We start from the raw sequence: 25,195 nt of genomic DNA, 5'->3' as shown, positions 1-25,195 counted from the left end.
AGGTGCGCATGGACTTTCAGACCCTTGCGATCATCTCAGTGATCGCGCTGCTCGGTCCGCTGCTGGCGACGCCGCGCCGTTGGAACATTCCCGTCGTCATCGGCCAGCTTGCCGCCGGCGTTATCGTCGGCCGCACCGGTCTCGGCCTCATCGATGCCGCCGACCCCACCCTGACTTTTCTAGCGGATGTCGGATTCGCGTTGATCATGTTCGTGGCCGGCACGCACGTGCCCGTTCGCTCCGGCGCGATCCGCGCAGCGCTCTCAGCCGGTCTGGTGCGGGCAATCCTCGTCACCGTTTCGGCGAGCACCCTCGGGGTGGCCATCGCGATGATCTTCGGCACCCAGCACGCTCCCTTATATATAGTGCTGCTCGCGTCCTCCTCGGCCGCGCTCGTGCTGCCGCTCGTTCACTCGCTCGGGCTGCGCGGCCGGTCGATGCTCGAGCTCACCGCGCAGGTTGCGATCGCCGATATCGCAGCGATCGTGGCGTTGCCGCTCGCCATCGACCCGCCGAATGCGGGCCGCGCCGCTCTCGGGGCTGCCGTGGTAGCGGTGCTGGCCGTGGCCCTTTACGTCGTGCTGGCCTGGCTGGAGCGGAACGGCTCCCGCCTGCGGCTGCACAAGCTCTCGGCCAACCGCAAATTCGCCCTCGAGCTGCGCATCCAGCTGGCCATTCTGTTTGCCCTGTCAGCGGTGGCCGTGTTCAGCCACGTCTCGGTCATGCTCGCCGGGTTCGCGTTCGGCCTCGCCGTCGCCATGCTCGGCGAACCGCGCCGCCTGGCCCGCCAACTCTTCGCCCTCGCCGACGGATTCTTCGGGCCGCTCTTCTTCGTCTGGCTGGGCGCCTCGCTCGCGCTGCGCGACCTCGCCGATCACCCGCAGATGATCGCGCTCGGACTGGCGCTCGGACTGGCGACACTGCTCACCCACTCGACCACCCGCGTGTTGGGCCTCCCGCTGTCGCACGGCCTGCTGTCAGCGGCCCAGCTCGGAATTCCGATCGCGGCCGCGACGATCGGCACCCAGCTGCACGTCCTCGTTCCCGGCGAGGCAGCGGCCTTGCTGCTCGGCGCGCTCGTGACCATCGCGGTGACCGCGGTGGCGAGCGGATGGGCACGGCCGCGCGCGGCATCCGCTGCGGAAAGAACGGCCAGTTAGAGGAACATCAGAACGATGCCGGCGACTGCGGCCAGAACGCCGATACCCAGCAGCACCAGGCCGATCAGGCGCAGCCCCTTGCCGTCCAGTTCGGGGTCGTGCGTGCGACACCGCTCGGGGTCGCGATTGCGAAACCAGACTCGCACATCATCACCCGGCACGAGGTGGTGCGTCTCGTGCGTCTCAGCGGGGCATTCGTGCACATCGCCGTCTCCGTCAAACCAGCGGATGACCGTGGCCGGTCCCGCCGCGGACGTTCCGGACGCTGCGATCACGGCTGTGGTGCGGGTCCAGCGGCCGCTGATGCCGCGCACCGAGAGGCCGACCATATAGAGAAGTGCTCCAATGACGAGGCCGACGAGGGTGAGAATCTCACTGACGATTCCGGCGAAGTCGAGGGCGTGCACTGCCACCGCCGTCCGTTGTCTCGTCTGCTCGCGGCGCTTACCCCGATGGCTCAAGAGTATCGGTTGGCGCGCGCCAGCGGCACGATCCCGCCCGACCGGCGCGGAGCATCCGCTTTGTGACGGCCAGGCTCAGCGGGTGGCCATGAGCGCGGCGAGCACGCCGTCGAGCCGGTCGTAGCCCTGGGCCATGCCGTCTTCCATGCCGCTTTCGGCCATGCCGTCACGAGCCTCCTGGCTCGGATAGGTTGAGTGGCCGACCATGCGCGTGCGCCCATCGCCCAAGTCTTCGAAGCGAAGAATTTCGATACTCACGACGTCGGGATAGCCGTCAAATTCAAAGGTTTGGATGATGAGGTCGCCCGGCCGGGCCTCGTGGAAAACACCGTGGAACTCGTAGCGCTCACCGTCGGGATCGATGTGGGCGAACCGGTAACTGCCGCCGGTGCGCAGATGCCAGTGATCGATCTCGGTGGTATAGCCGTTCGGGCCGAGCCACTGTTCGACGAGGTCGGGATCCGCGTAGGCCCGATAGACGGCCGCCACGGGGGCGTCGAACTCGCGGACGTACTCGACGAACGGAGTGTTGGGGACAATGCTGACCTGCAGTGTGTTCATTTTCGTTACCTCTTCTCGCGGGAGAAAATAGGCTCGGGGCATCCGCTTGTCAAGAGGCGGTCTGGCACACTGGGGTCAATGATGCTCGACAAAGAGGTACCGACCTGGTGGCGCACGCTTGGCCTGCCCGGCCTGGTCGACCTGCACACCCATTTTCTGCCCGAACGGATGCTGCGGCGTGTCTGGGCCCACTTCGACGAGATCGAGCCGCTGATCGGTCAGCAGTGGCCGATCGAGTACCGTGACGACCAGGACTCACGGCTCGCGACGATTCGCCGTCTGGGCGTGCGCCGCTTCACCGCACTGTCCTATGCGCATCGCCCGGGAATGGCCGCTTCGCTGACCGATTTCTCGCTCGACCTGGCCACGAAGCACGCCGATTGTGTTCCGAGTGCCACGTTCTACCCGGAGGAGGGCGTGCTCGAACAGGTGCAGTCCGCCCTCGATCGTGGCGCTCGAGTGTTCAAGATCCACGCACAGGTCGGGGCGTTCGACCTGCGCGAACCCCTGCTCGACCCGGTCTGGGGGCTGCTCGCCGACGCGGCGATCCCGGTTGTGATCCACGTCGGGAGCGGGCCGGTATCCCGGCCGGGAATCACCGGGCCGCACACGCTTGCGGGAGTGTTGGCGCGGCATCCGCTGTTGACGGCGGTCGTCGCTCATCTCGGCGCCCCGGAATACGGCGAGTTCCTCGATCTGGCCGAGCGGTACCCGTGGGTACACCTCGATACGACGATGGTGTTCACCGACTTTTTCGAGCGGCTCGCGCCGTTCGACCCCGCCCTGCTGCAACGACTGGCCGACCTGCCCGACCGCGTCGTGCTCGGCAGCGACTTTCCCAATATTCCGTACCCCTACGCTCACCAGCTGGAGTCGCTCGAACGCCTGCGCGACCGGGAGCCGCGGCTCGACGACGACTGGTTGCGCGCCGTCTGCTGGTATAACGGTCTGCGCCTGATCGGCGAATAGGACCTAGCGCGCGGCGCGGTAGGCAGCGCGCTGCTCCGCGGTGAGGTGCTCGGTGGCGTAGTTGAGAGCGGTGCGCGGCATTCGGGCGGCGTGCACGCTACCGGAGGTACCGTTCAGAAGTGCGCGTGCGCCACCAAGACGGCAATTCTCGGCGCCAAAACCCACGCTTAGCCGCGATTCGTTGCGACAGATCGCAAGAAAACGCCGCGTGGCGCCCGATATTCTGAGGAGGCACGCCCGCCGCGTCCGCGGCACTACCGAGAACGGGAGGTTCCCATGTCGATATCTGTTGAAAAAACACACGTAGCTAACGCTCTGGTCGGAGAGCCCGAGGTTCTCGAAGACGGCGGCATCAACCTCGCGCTCGACCCATCGTGGCTGAGCATCAAGGCTGCGGCGACGACGCTGCAGTCCCTGCAGGCCCAAAACGGATCGATTGCCGACGCCGAGCGGCACGCGGATGCTGACGTCTCCGTTTCGCGCATCACCGCGGCCATCGCAGACCTCGCGCCGCAGTTCCCGCACGATGCCGCGTATCTGGCCGCCCTGGTCACGGACTTCGACCGCTGGGCCTCTGCCGGATTCGGCGTACCCGACTTCTACGACTCCCTGATGGCCTTTCAGCCGCAACAGCACCGGGTGAACGGACTGCGCCACCTCGTGGTCTTCCCGATGTACACGCAGAACGGCAGCGCCAACCGCCTGGTCGAAGCCGTGCTGATCGAGGTCATCTGGCCGGAATTCATCGGTGAACTCGAGGCCGGGTACACGAACAAACTGTTCGTACCGATTCGTTTTCTCGATTTCACCCCCGGGTACGACACCAACTCCGCGGTGTTGTTTCCCGAGACCGTTGCGATGCGCGAGATTCCCACGTTCACCTGGGGGGCGATCTTCGCCGACCGCGAAGCCGCCCGTTTTCGCCGGGTCGTGCGCGCGGCCGCCGAGATCACCCGGCTCGAGTTGCCAGCCGATGCGGCTCTGCTGCTCGACGACCAGCACCTCACCGAAGAGACCTTCGTGATGTGGGATCTCATCCACGACCGCACCCACATGCGCGGAGACCTGCCGTTCGACCCGTTCATGATCAAGCAGCGCATGCCGTTCTTCCTCTATTCCCTCGAGGAGTTGCGCTGCGACCTCACCGCCTTTCGCGAATCGGTCACGATCGAGCGCAGCGAACTGGCGAGCCCCGAAGCGCGCCGGCACGCGAAACTGGTGCAGTACGCGGTCATCTTCGACCGCATCTTTCGGTTCGCGATCACCGGCAACCGGGTGCGCAACTATGACGGCCTCGGCGGTCAGCTGTTGTTCGCCTGGATGCACCAGCACGGCGTACTGCACTGGACCGACACCCGGCTCACGTTCGATTGGGAGGCCGTGCCCGAGGTGGTCATCGCGCTCGGCGCGCAGATCGACGAGTTGTACTGGGCGTCGATCGACCGGCCGAAGAAGGCGCACTGGCTCGCGGCCTACGAGATGATCTCGAAGACCCTCACGCCGAATCCGGCCTCGACCTGGGCGCGCGGGCTGCCGCTCGAGGTGCTCGCCGGTTCCCCCAAGGGCTACACCGACCAGGTTCTCGACGACGAATTCCCGCTGTCGATGTTCTTCGAAGCGCTCGAGAAGAAGATGCGCACGGTCATCGAGTCCACCGCCGGCATCACCGGCAGCGCGGTCGCCTAATGGCCGCCAGCCCGGCCGTCGCTGGCCGCCGCGTACTGATCGCCGGCGCGACCAGCACGGCCGGTCTGGCCGTCGCCGCTTCTCTAGCGGATACCGGCGCGCGCGTCGTCGCCGTCGGCTCGAATCTCGCACGCCTCCAGTCGGTGCTGGCCGTCGCACCCACGGCCGCCCTGTATGAATGCGACCTCACCGATTTTGGGGCGGTGACCGCGCTGGCCGCGGCGATCGGTCCGATCGATGGGCTGATTCACCTGGTGGGCGGCTGGCGCGGCGGCGGCGGCCTCGCCGGCCAGACCGACGAGGACTGGGATTTTCTGCACTCACACGTGATGACCACGCTGCGCAACACCACCCGGGCCTTCAACGCCGATCTGCTGGCGTCACCGGCCGGGCGACTCGCGATCGTCTCGAGCGTGTCGGTAGACCGGCCCTCGGCTGGCGGCGCCAACTATGCGGCCGCGAAGTCTGCCGCGGAAACGTGGGTCCGCGCGGTCGGCCAGGGTTTTGCGAAAGCGGGCGACACCGCCGCGGCCGTGATCTTCGTCGTACGTTCGCTCGAGGGTCTGGAAACCGAGCTCGCTACCCGCGTGACGAGGCTGTGGGACGAGGCGGCGGCATCCGCGAATAACAGCCGAGTGCTGCTCGTTTCCGGGGCTGAATCCTAACGCCGTGACATGGCTCGCGCTGCCGAACCGGGCTTGCGCGCCCGGCCTGCCTGGCGCGCAAGCAGAATTCGGGGGCCCCTGCAGCTTGTGACCGCGCCGGCAGGCCGGCGGAGCCCCGATCACCCGGTGGGCGGTGTGTCGCCCGACCGCCCGCGCTACCGTGAAGACACGCACAACGAAAGGGCGAGCATGCTCGACATTAGGGCAGTCACCAAGAGCTACGGCACGCGGAAGGTGCTCACCGACGTCAGCTTCACCGTGGGGGACGGCCGCATGACCGGCTTCGTCGGCGCGAACGGTGCCGGCAAGACCACGACGATGCGCATCATCCTCGGTGTGCTGTCACCCGATTCGGGTACCGTGCTCATCGACGGAGTGCCGGTCACCGCGAGCGACCGCCGGCGCTTCGGGTACATGCCCGAAGAGCGCGGCCTCTACCCCAAGATGAAGGTGGCCGAGCAGCTCGTTTACCTGGCCCGCCTGCACGGGCTGTCACCGGCATCCGCTCGCCGCAACACCGCCGACCTGCTCGAGCGTCTCGGTCTCGACGCGCGCGCCGGCGACACTGTGGAGTCGCTCTCGCTCGGCAATCAGCAGCGCGCCCAGATCGCTGCCGCACTCGTTCACGATCCCGAGTTTCTCGTACTCGACGAGCCATTCTCCGGCCTCGACCCGCTCGCCGTCGAGGTGGTCATGAGCGTGCTCGCCGGCTTCGCCGCCCAGGGTGCGCCCGTGCTGTTCTCCTCGCACCAGCTCGATATCGTCGAACGGCTCTGCGACGACCTCATCATCATCGCCGACGGTGAAATTCGCGCGAACGGCTCCCGCGACGCACTGCGCGAGCAGCACAGCAGCCCCCGATTTGAAATTCGCACCGCTGGCGACACCGGTTGGATCCGCTCGCAGCCCGGCATCACCGTGATCGACGTCAACGGCGCCAGCACCGGTGACAGTAACTTCGCCGTCTTCGAAGCCGAAACGGATGCCGCCAGCCAGGCTGTTCTGCACCATGCGATCACGCTCGGTGCAGTGCACACCTTCAGCCAGCAGCGACCAACGCTTGCCACCATCTTCAAGGAGGTCATCGCATGAGCACCGCGACCAGTCCGGCACACACCGCGCCCACCTTCGCCCAGAGCGTCTGGCTGGTCTCCAACCGTGAGATCTCGGCGCGCCTGCGCAGCAAGTCGTTTCTCATCGCCACCGGAATTCTGCTGCTCATCTCGATGGCGTCGGTCATCGTCGGCAGCATTGCCAGCCAGAACACAAGCCTGACCAAGGTCGCCGTGGTCGGCACGGCCATCAGCGTCGTCGAACAGACCGAAGCCTTCGACATCGTCCAAGCCGATACCGCCGAAGTCGCCGAGGCACTCGTGCGCGACGGCACGGTCGACGCGGCCGTCGTGCCGTCAACGAACGCCGATTCCCGGCTCGGCATCACCGTGATCGCCCTGGATTCTGCGCCGAACGACGTGCTCGGCACGCTCAGTGTGAGCCCGGAGCTGGAAATTCTCGAGCCGGCCGAACAGGACGGTTTTCTGGCCTACCTCGTGGCCATCGGCTTCGGCATCATCTTTCTCATGTCGGCGACCACCTTCGGCGCCACCATCGCCCAGAGCGTCGTCGAAGAGAAGCAGACCCGCATCGTCGAGATTCTCATGTCGACCATCTCGGTGCGGGCCCTGCTCGCCGGCAAGGTGCTCGGCAACAGCCTGATGGCATTCGCGCAGATCGTGTCCATTGGCCTGCTGGTCTCGATCGGCCTGGCGGTCACCGGGCAACGCGTGCTGCTCGGCGATGTCGGCCCGGCGATCGTCTGGTTCGTCGTGTTCTTCGCCTTCGGGTTCGTGCTGCTCGCCGCGCTCTACGCGGCCACCGCATCCATGGTGTCGCGGCAGGAAGACGTGGGCTCGGCGACGTCTCCGGTGCTGTTCCTCGTGATGATTCCCTACTTCATGGTGATCTTCTTCAACGACAACCCGCTCGTGCTCGCGATCATGTCGTACGTTCCGTTCTCGGCGCCGGTCGGCATGCCGGTACGCATCTTCCTCGGCCAGGCCGAATGGTGGGAGCCGGTGCTCTCCCTCGCGGTGCTGGCGCTGGCGACGATGGTCGTGATTCTGATCGGGTCGCGCATCTACTCCAACGCGCTGCTGCGCATGGGCGCCAGGGTCTCGCTACGCGACGCCCTGCACAAGTAGGCAGGTGGGGCGGCGTCCAGCCGGATGCGGGAGGATGGAGGAGTGACCCAACTCCATGATCTGACTTCCCGCGGTTTCGCCTCCGACAACTACTCCGGAATTCATCCGGAAATCTTGGAGGCGATGGCCCAGGCCAACGGCGCCCACCAGATCGCCTACGGCGAAGACGTCTACACGGCCCGGCTGCAGGAGGTCTTCGCCCGACAGTTCGGCGCCGGCGTCGAAGCGTTCCCGGTGTTCAACGGCACCGGCGCCAACGTCACCGGGCTGCAGTCCATGCTGCCGCGCTGGGGCGCTGTGATCTGCTCGGCCACCGCACACATTCACAACGATGAGGGCGGCGCCCCCGAACACGTCGGCGGCTTCAAGCTGCTGCCCGTGGTGACCCCCGACGGTAAGCTCACCCCCGAGCTCATCGACCAGGAGGCCTGGGGCTGGGGCGATGAACACCGGGCGCAGCCGCTCGTCGTGTCCATCACGCAGACCACCGAGCTCGGCACCGCGTACACGGCCGACGAGGTGCGCGCCATCGCCGATCACGCGCATTCCAAGGGGATGACGCTGCACATGGACGGTGCCCGCATCTCCAACGCGGCCGCCAGCCTCGGAGTACCGCTGCGCGCTTTCACCCGCGACGCCGGTGTCGACCTGCTCAGCTTCGGCGGTACCAAGAACGGCATGATGCTCGGTGAGTGCATCGTGGTGCTGAACCCGGCGGCATCCACTGGTTTAAAGTATCTGCGCAAGTCGAACATGCAGCTCTCCAGCAAGATGCGTTTCGTCTCGGCGCAGCTGATCGCGCTGCTCGACGGGGACCTGTGGCTGCGGAACGCCTCCCACTCCAACGCGATGGCCGCCCGGCTGCGCGGAGCGCTGGAACGCGAGCTTGCTGACGGCACGATCACCGGCCTCAACTTCAGTCAGGCCACCCAGGCCAACGCCATCTTCGCCACCCTGCCCGGCGGCGTGGCCGACCGTTTGCGCGAGTCCTTTCGGTTCTACGACTGGGACGCCTCGAAAAATGAGGTGCGCTGGATGTGCGGCTTCGATACCACCGAAGACGACATCGACCAGTTCGTCGCCGCGATCACCCGGGAGCTGTCATGACCTTCAAGGACCAGCCCTGGCTCGCCTCGTACGCGCCCGGCGTTCCCGCTACCATCGCGGAGACCACCGAAACCCTCACCGACATGATGGAGACCTCGGCCGAACAGTTCGCACCGTGCATCGCCCTGGACTTCTTCGGCTCCAGCACCACCTACGCCGAGCTCGGCGAGCAGATCTCTCGCGCCGCCAACGGCCTGCGCAAACTCGGCGTGAGCCCCGGCGACCGCGTTGCCATCGTGCTGCCGAATTGCCCGCAGCACGTCGTCGCGTTCTATGCGGTGCTGCGCCTCGGCGCCATCGTGGTCGAGCACAATCCGCTCTACACCGACCGGGAACTGCGGCACCAGTTCGAAGACCACGGAGCGCGCGTCGCAATCGTCTGGGACAAGGTCTACGAGTCGGTGCGCACATTTCCCAAAGACATGGGCGTAGCGGATGTCGTCACCGTCGACCTCACCCGCGCGATGCCGTTCTCGAAACGGTTGGCTCTCAAGCTGCCGATCAAGAAGGCGCAGGAGGCCCGCGCCTCGCTGACCGCCGGACCGAGAAAGGGTGCGATCAGCTGGGAGTCCCTCGTCGGCGGCCGCAAGCTGCACCACTCCCATCAGCGCCCCCTGCTCACCGATACGGCGGTACTGCAGTACACGAGCGGCACGACCGGTACCCCGAAGGGCGCCATCCTCAGCCACTACAACCTGCGCGCCAATGCAGCCCAGGGCTCCGCCTGGGTGGCGGGCCTGCGCCCAGGCGATGAAACGGTCTACGGCGTTCTGCCCATGTTCCACGCCTACGGGCTCACGCTCTGTCTCACCTTCGCGATGAGCATCGGCGCCCGACTCGTGCTGTTTCCCAAGTTCGATGAGAAACTCGTGCTCGAAGCCGCCAAGCACGCACCGCCGACCTTTCTACCCGCGGTGCCGCCGATCTACGACCGCCTGGTCACCGCAGCGGCAAAGAAGAAGGTGAGCCTCGCCGGCATCCGCTTTGCCATCTCGGGCGCGATGAACCTGCCGGTCTCGATTGTGGAACGCTGGGAGCAGGCTACCGGCGGCCTGCTGGTCGAGGGCTACGGCATGACCGAAGCGTCCCCCATCGTGGCCGGCAACCCGATCGGGCCGAGCCGTCGGCCCGGAACGGTCGGCGTGCCCTTTCCGAGCACCGACATTCGCGTGGTCGACCCGGAAGACCCCACGGTCGAGCGCGGCTTCGAGCAGGAGGGCGAGCTGCTGGTACACGGCCCACAGGTCTTCTCCGGATATTGGGACCGCCCGACTGAAACCGCGCAGGTGTTGCTGCCCGGCGGCTGGCTGCGCACCGGCGACATCGTGCGCGTCTCCGCCGACGGCTTCATCACCGTCGTCGACCGTCTGAAGGAACTCATCATCACCGGCGGTTTCAACGTGTCACCTTCCGAGGTCGAAGAGACGCTGCTCTCGCACCCCGATATCAAGGACGCGGCCGCGGTCGGCCTACCGAGCGCGAACGGCGGCGAAGACGTCGTGGCCGTCGTGGTGCTCACGCCCGGCGCCGAACTCGACGTGAACGCGGTGCGCGAGTACTGCCGCACCAGGTTGTCGGCCTATAAAGTGCCGCGCCGCATCGTCGAGGTCGACGACCTGCCGCGCAGCCTGCTCGGCAAGGTGCTGCGCCGCGAGGTGCGCAACCGGCTGCAGGGCAAATAGCCCGGCGGCTGAGTCACCCACCACACCGTCTTAACGGATGTCCGGCCTGGCTGGCTCAGCCCCGCTCGCTGCACGGCAGTCGACGATCGTTTTGGGGATTGTCTCTGAGGCGGTGTTCCGGGTGGCGAGGTCTCGAGCGCTGGCGCGTTGACTGGGTGTTGCCCTTGTGGTGGCGCTATTTTTCCCAGTTGGGTTGTTCGGTGGGGGTGGCGGCGCGGTTGTGGCTGGCGGGGCGCCAGGTTTGGGTGGGGTCGTAGAGGAGGGGTCCGCGGATCCAGGGGCGGCCGTCTCGCATGTCGATGTCCCAGCCGGAGGTGTCGATGCTGGCGTGGCCGGCGTTGCAGAGGAGTGCGGCGTTGCCGATGTCGGTGGGGCCGCCTTTGTGCCAGGGGATGACGTGGTGGGCCTGGGTGTAGTGGGGTGGCACGGTGCAGCCGGGGATGACGCAGCCGCCGTCGCGGGCGGCCAGGGCCCGGCGTTGACTCGCGGTGAAGAACCGGCTGGTGGTGCCGAGGTTGAGGATTTTGCCGGTGTGGCCGAAGAGGATGGGTTGGTAGCCGCCGGCGCAGATGAGTTCGTCGACTTGTTGGGTGGTGAGGGGTGCCGCCGCCTCCTGGTTGTCGTTGGCGTAGACATCGTTCTGTTCGTCGACCTCGTCGCTCGCGGCCTGCTCGGCGTTGGTGGGCTCGGTTTCGCGGAATTCGACCGTGGCCCGCGGAGCGGTGCCGCTGGTGCCGGATACCGGGGTGGTGCTGGCGGGAGCCGGGGTGGTGCCGGGGGTGCTGGCGCCGGGGACGGGGTTGGCCGCCGCGGCGGAGAGGTAGGCGTCGAAGACGTTGCCGATGATGGCGCGGTCGAGGGTGGTGAACCAGCCGTTGAGGCTGTAGCCGCCGTTGCTCAGGTTGCCGAAGGTGAGCCAGCTGCGCCGTTCCGCGGGTGTTTCGCCGGGTGCGGTGCCGTCGGGGGCGAGGCGTGCCTGCCACTGGATGCCCTGCTGCCGCAGCAGCTCGGGTGCGAAGGCGATGCCTGCTCCGGGAAGGCCCTCGGTTTCGGGGGTGATCGCGCCGGAGCCGCTGGCGACGAGGGAGCGTTCGACCCGGTCGAGGTCCTCGATCAGCACGGAGGAGCGCAGGCCGTCGAGCACTTTCACGATCACGCGGGCCTGCTCCACCCCGACTGCTCCGCCCTGCAGTGCCTCGCCGAGAACAGGATAGGTGGGGGTGAGGGGCCGGCCGAGCAGCATCCGCTCGCCGGCCTTCTCGCCGAGCGCGGCACGCTGGCGCACCTCGGCGCGGGAAAGCCGGCCGAGGGTGCAGACCAGATCCACGCCGCTGCGGCAGCCGAGCCGCCGCGCCAACGTCGGCGCGGCCAGAGCCGCCGCACTCGGCGTGGCGCCCTCAGGGATGACTGACTCCGTGCTCCCTGACTCCGTCCTGCCTGACTCCGCACCGGCGACCTCCGCCGCGACAGTCTGGACAGCGGCGGTCTGGACAGCGGCAGTCTGGACAGCGGCGGCCTGAGCTGCGGCATTCTTCGCGGCTGAAGCATCGAAGTACTCGGAGCGGCGCAGCACGTCGGTCGTGGAGAGCACCCGGGCTCCATCGACGACCCGGCCCACACTCTCCAGGGCGAGCAGCATAGTCAGGGATTCCTCGTCACCGAGCAAACCAAACGACACCCCGCCCAACGCCGCCAGCAACAGATCCCTGGCCTGCTCCACCGCCACAATGGCGGCATTCGAGCCGGTGCTGCCAGGGTTTTCCATGAACATGGGCGCCAGTGCCTCCTTCACAACGATTCTACCGCAAATCGAACACAAAAGCGAGAAAATCTCACTACAACTAAAAAAAACAAAATTGGGCGGCTAGATGCTTCGGAACCGCGAATTCCAGCCGAATCCGCTGTATACCGGGCCGTGGCCCGCCTTCCTGCCAGGGCAACCATGTGCCTCGTTTGGCACAACTCGTAGTCATGATCGACTTACTGTCACATAATCTCACCGAGGGCCCGGCAATCGCTCGTGGTCATCGTTCACCAAATTGGGCGCCACTAAGAGGGTGCGGAATAGTGCGCGGTCTGCAGCGTTATAGAGGGTGGGTCAACGTAGCCCCGCCTACATTCCTCAATCAAAGGATTCGCTCATGACCCTCCTTGCTGAAACAAGCCGTCGCGCCGACACCGCATCGCCGCTCATCGAGATTCTGGCGGAGCGCTGGAGCCCCCGCGCTTACGACAAGAACGCCGTCATCGACGAGGCCACCCTCACGACGGTGCTCGAAGCCGCCCGCTGGGCTCCCTCTGGCAACAACGGACAGCCGGCCCGGTTCATCGTGGCCCGCCGCGGTTCTGCCAGTTTCGTCAAGATCACCGACGCGCTGATGGGGTTCAACAAAGCGTGGGCCGATTCGGCATCCGTTTTGATCGTCAATGTGGCGCAGCTGCCGACCGAGGGCGAACGCCAGAACCCGTGGGCGCGCTACGACCTCGGCCAGTCCGTGGCGCACCTGTCGATTCAGGCCCAGCACGAGGGACTGCACACGCACCAGATGGGCGGATTCGACGGATCTGCCATCGCGACAGCGTTCAACCTCACCCCTGAGCAGGACGTCGTGACGGTCACCGCGCTCGGCGTGCTCGGCAAAGCCGATGACCTCACGCCGGAGCTGCGCGAGCGCGAGGTGGCCCCCCGCAGCCGCCTCCCGCTCAGTGAGTTGCTGCTCAGCAACGACTGAGTCGCCTTTCCGAGATCGCCAGCGCCGTTCGTATGGCGATCTCGACAGGCTCGATCAGCGGATGGGGGCGCCCCGCGGCCGCGCGACGCCGTCGCATCCGCTTATGGCGGGCTACGGGCGCAGAAGCACCTTGATGGCCCGGCGCTCGTCCATCGCGGCGTAGGCCTCGGCGACCTCGGACAGCGGCAGCTGCAGGTCGAAGACGCGCCCGGGGTTGATCTGGCCGGAGAGAACCTCGGGCAGCAATTCCTCGATATAGCCTCGAACAGATGCCACGCCGCCGTTCACGCCGACGTTGCGTGCGAACAGTGCGCGAATGGGCAGCTCGGCGCCACCGTTGGGCACGCCAACGTAGCCGACCATGCCACCGGGCCGTGTCGACCGGATGGCTTGGTCCATGGACTCTTTCGTTCCGACGCACTCGAGTGCGAAGTCGGCGCCGATTCCATCGAACAGGGCCTGCACGGCGTCAACACCCTCATCGCCCCGCTCTTCGATGATGTCCGTCGCACCGAATTCGCGAGCCACGGCCTGGCGGTCGGCGTGGCGGGACATGGCGACGATGCGGCTCGCGCCGAGTCGCTTGCTCGCGAGTATGGCGCAGAGCCCGACGGCTCCGTCGCCGACGACAACAACGGTGCTTCCGGCGGTGACGCCGGCCGAAACGGCTGCGTGGTGTCCCGTGCCTAAGACGTCCGAGAGGGTCAACAGTCCCGGAATCAGGGCGTCGTCCGGAACCTCGGGTGTTGCCACGAGCGAACCATCGGCATGGGGAACCCGCACCCGCTCGCCCTGGGCACCGTCGGCGAAGCCACCCATGTCGTCATTCGCGCCCCACGCAACAACGTGGAGGCAGGAAAAGCTCACGCCATTGCGGCAGTTGACGCAGGTATTGTCGCAGTCATAGAACGGTGCAATGACGAAGTCACCCACCTTGACGGTGGAAACGTCGGGCCCAATTTCTTCGACGATGCCGACGAACTCGTGGCCGATCCGGTGCGGTTCCTTGGTGGGCGTGACTCCGCGGTACGGCCACAGGTCCGACCCGCAGACGCAGGCCGCGACCACGCGAACGATGGCGTCGCCACCGGTCGAGAGTACGGGTTCGGGAACTTCCTCGAGGCGAACATCCCGTTCGCCATAAATCACAGTAGCCAGCATTGATTAACCCTATCCCGCGACTCTGGGCATCTCCCTACTCGAGAGCGGGAAAACGTTCCGGGGTGCCGAAGTAACGATATTCCCGCTCTCGCGTGGGGTCAGGCGCGGCGGCGGGAGCGGCGGGAGAGGAATACGCCGGCGAGGAGCACCAGTGCGCCGAGCAGGGACACCACTGGAAGGTTGTATGGCACCCCGGTCGACGCGATCTTCGCCGCTGCCACAGCCACAGCGGCCGCCGCATCAACCACCGCGGGCGGGCCGACCACGGTCACCGCGAAGGTGAGGAAGCGTTCGCTGCCATCGGGCGCGATGCCGGTCGCCACGATGGTGTGACTCCCGGTGAAGCTGCTCGGAATGGTCACGGTCGCACGCGCCGTACCGCCGGCATCCGCTGTGGCAGTGCCGAGCAGGAGCGGTGTCGAATAGATTCCGAAGGTGACGGCGGCGCCGGGGGCGAACCCGGTGGCCACGACGTCGAGCTGCGTGCCGGCGTTCGACGTCCTCGGCACACCGGTCAGGGCGCCGTCGCTGCTCGGCAGGACGACGGGCAGGGCGATCACGGGCGCGGCGGTCACGGCGATGATTAGCGTCTGGGCGGCATCCGTCACCCCGTTCGACGAGGTAACGACGACACTGACAGTGCCGGGCGTCATTGTCGATGCGCCACTCAGGGTTGCCGTGCCGTCGCCGTTGTCGACGAAGGCCAGGCCGTCGGGGAGCGTGCCCGTCACGCTCAGCGTTGCCGCAGCCGGGAAGCCGCCGCTCGTCGTCACGGTGAAGCTGTCGCTGACGCCGTGAATGAACGTCGCGGTCGGCTCACTCGTGATGCCGACCGGCTCGGTGACCGTCAGGGTCAAGGCCTGCTCGGTCGTCAGGCCGCTGGCATTGCTGGCCGAAACCGTCACCGAGTGGATGCCGCCGCTACCGGCTGCGGGCACGCCCGCGATGGATGTGGTCCCGTTGGTGTTGTCGACGAACGTCAGGCCGGAGGGCAGTTCGCCCGTGAGGTGCAGGGTCACGGCGGTGGGGAATCCGCCGCTCGTGGTCACCGTGACGTCGGCGACCTCAGCAACGGCCAACGTGAACGCCCCCGCGCTCGTGATGGCGGGCGCCTCGGTGACCGTGACCACGACGACCTGCGATGCGCTGGGCGTGAAGCCGTTGTCGGCCGCGACCGTGACCGGGTACTCGCCGCCGCTGCCCGCCGGAGGGGTGCCCACCAGCGCTGCCGTGCCGTCACCGTTGTTCGTAAATCTGAGCCAGCTTGGCCCCGAGGCCAGGGTCAGCGCCGGAGCGGGAGAGCCCACAGCAGCGACGGTGACGGTGCGCGCGGTTCCTACGGTGAATTGTGCGATCGTACCGGACGTGAAGGTTGGCGGCGTTCCGACCGTGAGTCGTACTGCATCGGTCATGGTCGAGGCGGCATTCGTGAAGACGGCGCGGTATTCATTGCCGTTCTGGCCCTGGGAAGCGGTAAAACTCAACGTCGCTGCGGTGGCAGCTGTGATGTCGGCGAAGGTGGAACCGGCATCGGTCGATACCTGCCACTGCACGCTGGGAGCGGGGTAGCCGACCGCCGCGGCGGAGAAGGTGACCGCGGTAGAACTCTGCACCGTGGCGGCCACCGGCTGGGTTGTGATCACGGGACTGTCATTCACGGTCAGGGTGAGGGTCTGGGCCGCGTCGGTGAGCACGCCGTTCGTCGCGGTGACCGTGAGCGGGTAGCTGCCGCCGCTGCCAACCGTGGCGGTTCCCGCGAGGGTTGCGGTTCCGTCTCCGTTGTCGGTGAGCGAGAGGCCCGTCGGCAGGCTGCCGACGACCGATATCGCGGTCGCCGCCGGGAAAGCGGCCGTCGTGGTGACCACGAAGTTGCCCGCCGTGCCCGTCCTCAGCGTGAAGGCATCCGGGCTCGTGATGGTCGGGGATTCGTTGACCGTCAGAGTGAAGACCTGGGTGGCGGTCGGCGAGAAGCCATTGCTCGCTCGGATGGTGAAGGTGTGCACCCCGCCGCTGCCGGCCGGCGGGGTGGCGGCCAGATGCGCACGGCCCGCTCCGTCGTCGACGAGGGTCAACCAGCCGGGAAGGGTTCCCGAGGTGGTGAAGGTTGCATCCGGCACTCCGCTGGCCACGATCGGGAACGATTGCGCCTGGCCGGTGACGCCGAAGGTGACCGCGGCCGCCGTGCTGATGGTGGGTGCGGTACCGACGGTCAGCCGGGCCGGCGTTGTGGTGACCGACGCCCCACTGTTGGTAAAGACGGCGCGATAGCGGAAGTCGTTCATCCCTTGGCTGGCCGAGAAGCCCAGTGTGGGCGCGGTGGCCCCGCTCACGATGCTGTAGCTGGCGCCGCCGTCTCCCGAGACCTGCCACTGCACGGTCGGGGAGGGGAATCCGGTCGCCGCGGCCGTGAAACTGGCCGTGTTGCCGGCATTCACGGTCTGGGCTGACGGGTGCAGGGTGATGACCGGCGCTTCGTTGACAGTAAGCGTGAAGGTCTGCGTGGCATTCGGCGCTGTTCCATTGCTGGCGCCGAGGGTGAGCACGTACACTCCGCCGGTTCCCGCCGTCGGCAGCCCGGAGAGTGTGGCCGTGCCATCGTCGTTGTCAGTGAAAGTCACGCCCGTCGGCAGCGAGCCGCTCGAGGACAGCTCCACCGCGGACGGGAACCCGGACGCTGCGACCACGAATGTGGAGGCGTCACCGACCGTGAAGGTCGCGCTGCTGCCGCTGGTCAGCAGCGGTGCCTCGTTGACGGTGACGGTGAGCGCACGGGTCACGCTGCCGGCGACGTTCGCGGCTTTCACGGTCGAGGCGTAGTCTCCGCCGGAGCCGCCCTGGGGCGTGCCCGAGATGGTGGCTGTGCCATCAGCGTTATCGGTGAAGGTGAGCCCCGCCGGAAGCGTTCCGGTCGGGCGTGTGACTGTCGGCACGGGGTATCCCGAGCTCACGACCGTGTAGTTGCCGGCTGAGCCGGCCACGAAGGCTGCCGCTGAACCGCTCATGATGACCGGCACGGTCGCTCTTTCAACGGTGGCGACCGCTGCGCCGTGATCGAGAGTCGCCGTGGCCGAGCCGAGCCCGACCGAGCTGTTGGCCGTGTAGACCATCGACGCCGAGCCGTTGCTGATCGGTGAGCTGGTCACCCCGGCGCGGGCGGCGGCGGGCAGAATCGCACTCCACGCGACCGAACGGCCGGTGAACGCCGTCAGGTTGACGACGGCCACGGCAGTTCCGGCCGAGTTTGTGAGCAGGTCGGCCGTGATCGTCGACGTCGTCTCGGCCGGCATGATCACGGCCGGTGTGGCGACCGCACGCAGTTGCAGGTAGGGGGTGAACGTGCCGGCCGTTGCGGGAACGACGGTGGAGCATCCGCTCGCCCCCGGCCCTGCATTGCAGCCCCACCAGTTGTTGCGCGCTGAAACGGATGCCCCGCTCGCGGCAAAGACACCGGCCCCGTTCGTGTTGTCGGTGATGCGGTTGTAGCTGGCGTTGAGGCTGGCACCGTTTTCGACCTGAATAGCGGCACCCCCGGCGGGGACGCCGGTGCTGAGCGAATTGCCGGTGAGGGTGGAGCGCAGCAGGGACAGCGCACCCGTGTGCAGCCAGATGGCGCCGCCCCGCGCGGGGTTCGACGAGCTGCCGCCGGCAGTGTTGTCGGTGAAGACACTGTCCGTGATCGACATCGTGGCGTTGCCCGCCAGGTCGAAGATTTCGAGGGCGCCACCGCCGTTGGGCAGGGTCGTGGCCGACGTCGTGGTGTTGCCGGAGAACGTCGATCCGTCGATCGTGAGAGTCTGGCCGGTCAGACCCGGCATGGCCTGGTACGCGATCGCGCCACCGGAGCTGCTGCCCGCGGAGTTGCCGGAGAAGGTGGAATTCTCCACGGTCAACGACCCGCCGACGAATTGGATGGCGCCACCGGGGCTGTTCGTCGCGCCGGAAATGGCGTTGGCCGTGTTCCCGGTGAAGGTACTGCCGGTCACGACGAGGCTGTCGCCGGTGGCGGCGCCCCCCGCTCCGGCGATGATGGCGCCGCCACCGTAGAGATTGTCGACGCCGTTGGTGATGGTCAGACCGTTCAGGACGACGGCGACGTTGCCGACCGTGCCGGGGTCCAGGGTCATCACCTGGGTCGTGCCGCCGCCGCGAATCACCGGCGCGGTAGCGGATGCCGCTTCCAGCGTCAGGTTCGCGCCGGCCTGGGTACCCAGTTGCAGGGCTCCCAGGCCGGTACTGAGTTGGTAGGTACCGGCCCCGACGATCACGGTGGCGCTGCCACCGATATTGTTCGCCACGCAGAGCGCGTTGCGCAGGGTGATCGGGCTGGCCGGCAGGATCACGGACGGTGTCATGCAGGCGTCGTTGGCGTCGGCGTCGATCGTTGTCTCCACGGTGAAGGACGTCGCTGCGTATGCTGGTGCGGCTCCGATCCCGATTCCCGCGATGCCGAGGCTCAGCGCAGCGAGGACTGCTACGTGGTGCGCGCGGGACCGTCGGCGCGAGGCATGTTTTGGCATCTTTTTCAGGTTGGCAGAATCGTTGCAAAATTACTCGCCCCTAAAGGGGCGTGTTTTTCCCACTTACCCAACAATATGATCGAGGTATTCGAGGGCGTTCCTCGGGCACCGTCATCCTGGAGGCTCGCAGTGCTCGACATCTCTCGCCGGTCGGTGATGACGCTGGGTATCGGCACGGTGGGGCTCGCAACCCTCACGGTGATCGCGCAGCCCAGCCTGGCCCTCGCGGCGACCCGCTTGAACCTGTTGGCTCCGGCCGACCCGGTGCGTTCCAACTTCACCGGCCTGATCGGGCAGGTCTTTCGCGCCGACGCCACCGGTGGGTCCTTCGGGCTCACCCTCACCGCCGTGCACGACCTGGAACCGGCTACCGTGCTCGACGACGAATTGCGCTTCAACCTCATCTTCGATGCCGCCGATGCCCTTCCCGCGGAGGGCATCTACCTGCTGAGCAATGCCGACGCCGCCCCGACCTCGCTCTTCATCTCGTCGATTGGTTCGACCGAGGGGCCGACCACCATGCAGGCACTCGTCAATCGGCGGGTGTGATGCCCGTTCTCGACGACCTGCGCACGGTTTCGCGCGCGGAGGTGCGCCCGGTGTTGCGCCCGGTGCAACCGAGCGACGCGACGTTTTTGCGCGACCTGTTTGAATCCAGCCGCTCCGACGACTTCGCGTTCCTCCCCGTCGGTGCCCGAACCGCGCTGATCGATCTGCAATTTGGCGCTCAGGCGGCCCAGTACCGAGCCAGCCACCCGCAGGCGGAGCAGGCGCTCATCACCGTTGGTGGGGCATCCGTTGGGCAGGTGTTCCTGGCGCGTCTGCCCCGGGCGATCATGCTCGTCGACATCACCGTTCTCGACTCCCATCGCAAGCGCGGCATCGGCACCGCGGTCATCGGGGCTCTTATCGAGCAAGCGGATGCCGCCCGGCTGCCGGTTCACCTGTCGGTCTGGGCGCAGAACACGGCAGCCCGTCGGCTCTATGCGCGACTGGGATTCGCCGAGATCGCTACCCAGGCCGGTTCCCTCAGGATGCAGCGGCCGAGTCAGCCGGCAGCCCCAACGCCGACCGTGGAGAGGTAACACCATGTCCAGTCCGTATGTAGGGGAAATTCGCATGTTCGCGGGCAGTTTTCCGCCGAACGGGTGGGAGTTCTGCGAGGGCCAGACGCTTCCGATCTCCCTAAATGACGTCCTTTTCAGTTTGATCGGTACAACCTATGGCGGCGACGGAGTGGAGACCTTCAACCTCCCCGACCTGCGTGGCCGCATGCCCGTTCATCAGGGCACGAACTCGACCTCGGGCATAACGACTGTCGTCGGTGAAATGGGCGGGGTCGAAGAGGTCACTCTCGGCACGCAGCAGATGCCGAGCCACGGTCATACCCCCCATGCGTCCAGCCAACTGGCGACGACGGGCAATCCGGCCAACGCGGTCTGGGCGGCCTGGACCGACACTCCGTATGCCCCGGCCGGATCGACGATCACGCCCATGAACACCGCAGCGGTGTCCACCGTCGGAGGCGGCCAGCCCCACAGCAACATGCCGCCCTACCTTGCCGTGAGCTTCATCATCTCGCTGTTTGGCAACTTTCCCTCTCAGAACTAATGCACGGCAACCAACCTCTACAAGGAGCGTGAGAGCGTGGGCACCCCCTTTCTCGGCGAGATTCGCCTCGCCTCATTCAATTTCGCCGCCAAGAGCTGGGCCCTGTGCAACGGCCAGCTACTGCCGATCAATCAGAACCAGGCGTTGTTCAGCCTGCTCGGCACAACCTACGGCGGCGACGGCCAAGTATCCTTTGCCCTGCCCGACCTGCGCGCATGCATGCCCATGCACGCCGGGCAGGGGCATGAGCTCGGCGAACGAGCCGGCCAAGCCGCGCACACCCTCACGCAGAGTGAACTTCCCGCACACTCGCACGCACCCGCAGCGGCCGCCACGCCGGGAGCAGTGTCGCCCGAGTCCGCCCACTGGGCCAGCCCCGCCAAGCCAGCATTCGCGGCGACACCCGACACGACTCTCGCCGCAAATCTGGTGAGCTCGGCCGGCGGTTCGCAGGCACACACCAACCTGCCGCCGTATTTGACCATCAATTTCATGATCGCCCTCGCCGGCATCTTCCCGTCACGGGACTGAACCGTGTCTTTGCGCACACTCTGGAGGGTGAATCCCTATGTCTGATCCATTTGTCGGCGAGATCCGCATAGTGCCGTTCAACTTCGCGCCCAAGAACTGGGCTCTCTGCAACGGACAACTCCTGCCGCTGTCTCAGAACATCGCGCTGTTCTCCCTGTTGGGGACGACCTACGGCGGAAACGGCAGCAGCACCTTTGCCCTGCCCGACCTGCAGGGTTCGATACCGATGCATCAGGCTCAGGGGCCCGGTCTCTCCTGGCGTCAGCTCGGTGAAAAGGCGGGCGACGACTCTGTCACACTCACCGAAGCTCAGATGCCCGCCCATACCCACACGATTCAGGCAACGGCCGCAGCCGGCACCGTGAACTCGCCCAGCAACGCCATCTGGGCCGAGCCGCGCTACGGTCGTAGCACCGAGAAGGCTTACGCCGCGAGCGCCGGAGTGACGATGAGTCCCGCCGCGCTGAGCACCGCCGGCAGCAGCCAGCCGCACAACAACCTGCCGCCCTACCTCGTGGTCAACTTCATCATCGCCCTGCAGGGCATCTTCCCGCCGCGCCAGTAACCTCTCCCGTCAGAGCAGGTCCTCCTCGAACGGCACCTCCGGCAGCACCGGAGCGGATGCCACGGTGAGCGCAGCGCCGTCGGCGGCGAGCGCCACGAGCACCGTGTCGCCGTCGCGAATGTCGCCGGCAAGCAGGGCCCGCGCCAGGCGGTCGTCGATCTCCCGCTGCATTAGTCGGCGCAAGGGACGCGCACCGTAGATCGGGTCGTAACCGCGTTCGGCCAGCCAGCGGCGGGCATCCGGTGTCACGGCCAGTTCCAGCCGTCGCTCGGCGAGCCGCTTCTGCAACCGGTCGACGTCGAGCTCCACGATCTCGCCGAGCTCATCGGTCGTGAGCGAGGAAAACACCACGATGTCGTCGAGCCGGTTGACGAACTCCGGCTTGAAGGCCTGCCGCACCAGGCCCTGCACCGCCTCTTCCTTCTGCGCCGCTGACAGGGTCGGGTCGACCAGGAACTGCGAACCGAGGTTGGAGGTGAGCACGAGGATGGTGTTGCGAAAGTCCACGGTGCGGCCCTGGCCGTCGGTGAGGCGGCCGTCGTCGAGCACCTGCAGCAGCACATCGAACACCTCGGGATGCGCCTTTTCGACCTCGTCGAACAGGATCACCGAGTAGGGGCGACGGCGCACGGCCTCGGTCAGCTGACCGCCCTGCTCGTAGCCGACATACCCCGGAGGCGCTCCGACCAGGCGGGAGACCGAGAACTTCTCGCCGTACTCGCTCATGTCGATGCGCACCATGGCTTTTTCATCGTCGAACAGGAACTCGGCGAGCGCCTTGGCCAGTTCGGTCTTGCCGACACCGGTGGGCCCGAGGAACATGAACGATCCGGTCGGGCGATCGGGGTCGGAGATGCCGGCGCGCGACCGCCGCACAGCATCGGCGACGGCACGCACCGCTCGCTTCTGGCCGATCAGGCGGTGGCCGAGTTCATTTTCGAGGTTGAGCAGCTTCTCGGTCTCGCCCTGCAGCAGCCGACCCACCGGAATACCGGTCCAGGCGGCGACCACGGCGGCGATGTCCTCGCTCGTGACCTGCTCGTTGACCATACGTGGGCCAACGGATTCTTCCTTTTCGGCGTCGGCGAGCGCCCGTTCCATCACCGGAATGTCGCCGTAGAGCAGCCGTGATGCCTTCTCGAGGTTGCCCTCCCGTTGGGCCCGATCGGATTCGATGCGCGCGGCGTCGAGCCGCTCGCGCAGCTCGCCGACCCGGTTGAGTGAGGCCCGTTCGGTGTCCCAGCGCGTCTGCAGCTCCTGGAGGTTGGCCTGGCGCTCGACGAGGTCGTCGCGAAGCTTTACCAATCGTGCCTTCGAGCCGTCGTCCTTCTCCTTCTTCAAGGCGAGTTCTTCAAGCTTCAGGCGGTCGACGCTGCGCCGCAACTCGTCGATCTCGACCGGCGAGGAGTCGATCTCCATGCGCAGCCGACTCGCGGCCTCGTCGATGAGGTCGATGGCCTTGTCGGGCAGCTGGCGGGCGGTGATGTAACGATTCGAGAGGGATGCCGCGGCCACGAGGGCAGAATCGGCGATCGTCACCTTGTGGTGGGCTTCGTAGCGTTCCTTGAGCCCGCGCAGGATGGCGACGGTGTCTTCCACCGAGGGCTCGTCGACCAGCACCGGCTGAAAGCGGCGCTCGAGCGCGGCATCCTTTTCGATGAACTCGCGGTACTCGTTGAGGGTCGTGGCGCCGATCAGGCGCAGTTCGCCGCGCGCGAGCATGGGCTTGAGCATGTTGCTGGCCGCGACGGAGCCTTCGCCGCCGCCGGCCCCCATGAGGGTGTGCAGCTCGTCGACGAAGGTGATGATCTGGCCGTCGGCGTCGTTGATCTCCTTGAGCACGGCCTTGAGCCGCTCTTCGAATTCACCGCGATACTTGGCGCCGGCCACGAGGGCGGCCAGGTCGAGGGAGACGAGCTGCTTGTCTTTGAGTGAGTCGGCCACGTCACCGGCCACGATCCGCTGGGCCAATCCCTCGACAACGGCGGTCTTGCCGACACCGGGTTCTCCGATCAAGACGGGGTTGTTCTTGGTGCGCCGGGTGAGCACCTGGCTGATCCGACGAATCTCGGCGTCTCGCCCGATCACCGGGTCGAGCTTGCCGCTGCGAGCGATGTCGGTGAGGTTCACCCCATACAGTTCGAGGGCCGTCTTGGCGTCTTGCTGCGGTGGTTGCTGACCGGCTTGCATGAGCTGTCTCCTCTAAAGTTGAGCCTTGCTGGCTCAAGTTTAGTACGTGAACGCCGAGGGCCGAAATAATCCGGTGAAGATTCGAAAACTGATCAGTTTGTTCGGTCTCGGCCGCTTAATACCGGTCGAATTATGCAGTTTGTGCCCTGCATATTGGTCGAATTGTCAAACTTCTGCGCCATCGGTACGCTCTGAACCAACCCGTCATCGCCGACGCTTTACTCGCCGAGCATGTCCACACCAGGGTTCACGAGTGAGGTTGAAACAGTTATGGTGCACCAACGCGAAACCATCAGCAGGCTGCCCGCCTACAAGCAGGGCGCTACTGCCGGTGATTCGGGAGCGTTTAAGCTGTCGTCCAACGAGAATCCGTTCCCGCCCCTCGCCTCGGTGACGCGGGCCATCGCATCCGCTCTCGGTGAGATTCACCTGTACCCGAGCATGGCCGTGGCCGAACTCACCGACCGTATCGCGGCCCGGTTCGACGTGGCGACCGAGAACGTGGCCTTCGGGGCCGGTTCGGTCGAGGTGCTGTCGCAGCTGATCCACGCGAGCGCCGGGGCCGGCGACGAGGTCATCTTCGCCTGGCGTTCGTTCGAGGCCTACCCGATCCTGGTGCAGGTTGCCGGGGCCACGCCCGTCCCGATCGCCCTCACCGACGATGAATGCCACGACCTGACCGCCATGGCTGCCGCCATCACGCCGCAGACCCGACTCATCCTGGTCTGCAACCCCAACAATCCCACCGGCGCCTTCGTCACCACCGACGAACTGCACGCCTTCATGGCGCAGGTCCCCGCCGACGTTCTCGTCGTCGTCGATGAGGCCTACGGGCACTTCAACCGCGACGCCTCGTCGGCGGTCGGCATCGATTTCTTTCGCCGGTACCCCAATGTGGCCGTGCTGCACACCTTCTCCAAGGCCTACGGCCTGGCCGGCCTGCGCATCGGTTATGCCATCGCGCCCACGGCCGTCGCCGCCAACCTGCGTCGCGTGGCGCTGCCGTTCGGCGTGACGGAGCTTGCCCAGCGGGCCGCCCTCGCCTCCCTCGATGCGGAAGCGGAGCTTTCCGTGCGCATCGACGAGATCGTCGGCGAACGCACCCGGGTGTTGTCCGCACTGCGGGCGAGCGGATGGCGCGTGACCGACTCGCAGGGAAACTTCGTCTGGCTGCGCACCGGCGACGGGACCGACCGGGTGAACGCCGTGTTCACTGCCGAAGGCATCCTCGCCCGGGCCTTTCCCGGCGAAGGACTACGCGTCACGATCGGCACGCCAGAGCAGAACGACCGGTTCCTGGTCGCCGCTGCCGCAGCGCTCTTGCCGGTCACCGTCTAGCACGGTTCAACACGGCCCTCATCGTTCGGCCGCACGAGAACGCTCGTTCCCGCGCGCG

Annotated in this window: 21 protein-coding genes; 15 read left to right on the top strand and 6 right to left on the bottom strand. The window is 66.6% G+C overall.

The features are described from left to right. The first annotated feature begins 8 nt into the window (after window positions 1-8). A complete protein-coding gene (locus tag E3O06_RS05910; RefSeq protein ID WP_134502042.1) occupies window positions 9-1,160 on the top strand; it encodes a cation:proton antiporter in 1,152 nt (383 codons plus the stop codon). On the opposite strand, the gene E3O06_RS05905 is transcribed toward E3O06_RS05910, so the two are convergent. Together E3O06_RS05905 and E3O06_RS05900 are read right to left on the bottom strand one after the other, a co-directional pair. Beyond that, on the bottom strand, window positions 1,157-1,573 hold the full coding sequence (locus tag E3O06_RS05905; protein ID WP_241979897.1) for a DUF3592 domain-containing protein: 417 nt from the start codon (window positions 1,571-1,573) through the stop codon (window positions 1,157-1,159). The genes E3O06_RS05910 and E3O06_RS05905 overlap by 4 nt on opposite strands. A 123-nt stretch (window positions 1,574-1,696) precedes the next feature. After that, window positions 1,697-2,182: an SRPBCC family protein gene (locus tag E3O06_RS05900; protein WP_134502041.1), complete on the bottom strand. Its 486-nt coding sequence runs from the start codon at window positions 2,180-2,182 to the stop codon at window positions 1,697-1,699. Between the two features lie 78 nt (window positions 2,183-2,260). Between E3O06_RS05900 and E3O06_RS05895 the strand changes: the two genes are divergently transcribed. The 7 genes from E3O06_RS05895 (at window position 2,261) to E3O06_RS05860 (ending at window position 10,492) form a co-directional block, all read left to right on the top strand. After that, complete coding sequence (locus tag E3O06_RS05895) at window positions 2,261-3,151, top strand: amidohydrolase family protein (protein WP_338144813.1); 891 nt, start codon at window positions 2,261-2,263, stop codon at window positions 3,149-3,151. Between the two features lie 276 nt (window positions 3,152-3,427). Beyond that, window positions 3,428-4,837: a DUF6421 family protein gene (locus E3O06_RS05885; protein ID WP_134502040.1), complete on the top strand. Its 1,410-nt coding sequence runs from the start codon at window positions 3,428-3,430 to the stop codon at window positions 4,835-4,837. Further along, window positions 4,837-5,502 (top strand): SDR family NAD(P)-dependent oxidoreductase, encoded by a 666-nt coding sequence (locus E3O06_RS05880; RefSeq protein ID WP_134502039.1) that lies wholly within the window; start codon window positions 4,837-4,839, stop codon window positions 5,500-5,502. The genes E3O06_RS05885 and E3O06_RS05880 overlap by 1 nt, the downstream gene beginning before the upstream one ends. A gap of 189 nt (window positions 5,503-5,691) precedes the next feature. Then, on the top strand, window positions 5,692-6,594 hold the full coding sequence (locus E3O06_RS05875) for an ABC transporter ATP-binding protein (RefSeq protein WP_134502038.1): 903 nt from the start codon (window positions 5,692-5,694) through the stop codon (window positions 6,592-6,594). After that, the gene (locus E3O06_RS05870) at window positions 6,591-7,703 is read left to right on the top strand and encodes an ABC transporter permease (protein ID WP_134502037.1); all 1,113 of its coding nucleotides are present in this window, start codon (window positions 6,591-6,593) and stop codon (window positions 7,701-7,703) included. Before E3O06_RS05875 ends, E3O06_RS05870 begins: the two co-directional genes overlap by 4 nt. A gap of 24 nt (window positions 7,704-7,727) precedes the next feature. Continuing rightward, window positions 7,728-8,810, top strand: a complete 1,083-nt coding sequence (locus E3O06_RS05865; RefSeq protein WP_134502036.1) for a threonine aldolase family protein — start codon at window positions 7,728-7,730, stop codon at window positions 8,808-8,810. Then, the gene (locus E3O06_RS05860; RefSeq protein WP_134502035.1) at window positions 8,807-10,492 is read left to right on the top strand and encodes a long-chain-fatty-acid--CoA ligase; all 1,686 of its coding nucleotides are present in this window, start codon (window positions 8,807-8,809) and stop codon (window positions 10,490-10,492) included. The genes E3O06_RS05865 and E3O06_RS05860 overlap by 4 nt, the downstream gene beginning before the upstream one ends. 175 nt (window positions 10,493-10,667) lie before the next feature. On the opposite strand, the gene E3O06_RS05855 is transcribed toward E3O06_RS05860, so the two are convergent. After that, window positions 10,668-12,284, bottom strand: coding sequence for an HNH endonuclease signature motif containing protein (locus E3O06_RS05855; protein WP_134502034.1), 1,617 nt, complete (start codon window positions 12,282-12,284; stop codon window positions 10,668-10,670). A 349-nt stretch (window positions 12,285-12,633) separates the two neighbouring features. Here E3O06_RS05855 and E3O06_RS05850 point away from each other — a divergent pair, with 349 nt between their 5' ends. Next, window positions 12,634-13,224 (top strand): nitroreductase family protein, encoded by a 591-nt coding sequence (locus E3O06_RS05850; RefSeq protein WP_134502033.1) that lies wholly within the window; start codon window positions 12,634-12,636, stop codon window positions 13,222-13,224. A gap of 111 nt (window positions 13,225-13,335) precedes the next feature. On the opposite strand, the gene E3O06_RS05845 is transcribed toward E3O06_RS05850, so the two are convergent. Both E3O06_RS05845 and E3O06_RS05840 read right to left on the bottom strand, forming a co-directional pair. Next, window positions 13,336-14,385, bottom strand: coding sequence for a zinc-dependent alcohol dehydrogenase family protein (locus E3O06_RS05845; protein WP_134502032.1), 1,050 nt, complete (start codon window positions 14,383-14,385; stop codon window positions 13,336-13,338). 98 nt (window positions 14,386-14,483) lie between these two features. Then, on the bottom strand, window positions 14,484-18,902 hold the full coding sequence (locus E3O06_RS05840) for a beta strand repeat-containing protein (RefSeq protein ID WP_134502031.1): 4,419 nt from the start codon (window positions 18,900-18,902) through the stop codon (window positions 14,484-14,486). A gap of 129 nt (window positions 18,903-19,031) precedes the next feature. Here E3O06_RS05840 and E3O06_RS05835 point away from each other — a divergent pair, with 129 nt between their 5' ends. Genes E3O06_RS05835 through E3O06_RS05815 form a run of 5 tightly spaced genes read left to right on the top strand, consistent with a single transcriptional unit; the run spans window position 19,032 to window position 21,609 of the window. Continuing rightward, on the top strand, window positions 19,032-19,451 hold the full coding sequence (locus tag E3O06_RS05835; RefSeq protein WP_134502030.1) for a DUF6916 family protein: 420 nt from the start codon (window positions 19,032-19,034) through the stop codon (window positions 19,449-19,451). Beyond that, window positions 19,451-19,987, top strand: coding sequence for a GNAT family N-acetyltransferase (locus E3O06_RS05830; protein ID WP_134502029.1), 537 nt, complete (start codon window positions 19,451-19,453; stop codon window positions 19,985-19,987). Before E3O06_RS05835 ends, E3O06_RS05830 begins: the two co-directional genes overlap by 1 nt. A 4-nt stretch (window positions 19,988-19,991) precedes the next feature. Beyond that, window positions 19,992-20,513 carry a phage tail protein gene (locus E3O06_RS05825; RefSeq protein ID WP_134502028.1) on the top strand — a complete coding sequence of 174 codons (522 nt, stop codon included), beginning with the start codon at window positions 19,992-19,994 and terminating at the stop codon, window positions 20,511-20,513. A 36-nt stretch (window positions 20,514-20,549) separates the two neighbouring features. After that, on the top strand, window positions 20,550-21,044 hold the full coding sequence (locus tag E3O06_RS05820) for a phage tail protein (protein ID WP_134502027.1): 495 nt from the start codon (window positions 20,550-20,552) through the stop codon (window positions 21,042-21,044). A 37-nt stretch (window positions 21,045-21,081) separates the two neighbouring features. Then, on the top strand, window positions 21,082-21,609 hold the full coding sequence (locus E3O06_RS05815) for a phage tail protein (protein WP_134502026.1): 528 nt from the start codon (window positions 21,082-21,084) through the stop codon (window positions 21,607-21,609). 9 nt (window positions 21,610-21,618) lie between these two features. Here E3O06_RS05815 and E3O06_RS05810 read toward each other — a convergent pair whose 3' ends face one another. Beyond that, window positions 21,619-23,799 (bottom strand): ATP-dependent Clp protease ATP-binding subunit, encoded by a 2,181-nt coding sequence (locus tag E3O06_RS05810; protein WP_134502025.1) that lies wholly within the window; start codon window positions 23,797-23,799, stop codon window positions 21,619-21,621. A gap of 231 nt (window positions 23,800-24,030) precedes the next feature. On the opposite strand from E3O06_RS05810, the gene hisC reads away from it, so the two are divergent. Further along, window positions 24,031-25,137: a histidinol-phosphate transaminase gene (hisC, locus tag E3O06_RS05805; RefSeq protein ID WP_134502024.1), complete on the top strand. Its 1,107-nt coding sequence runs from the start codon at window positions 24,031-24,033 to the stop codon at window positions 25,135-25,137. Window positions 25,138-25,195: the final 58 nt, after the last annotated feature.

The organism is Cryobacterium glaciale (assembly GCF_004402535.1).
Taxonomy (GTDB): Bacteria; Actinomycetota; Actinomycetes; order Actinomycetales; family Microbacteriaceae; genus Cryobacterium; species Cryobacterium glaciale.
Note: the sequence above shows the minus strand (reverse complement) of the source record. Positions and strands in the feature narration are given on the sequence as shown.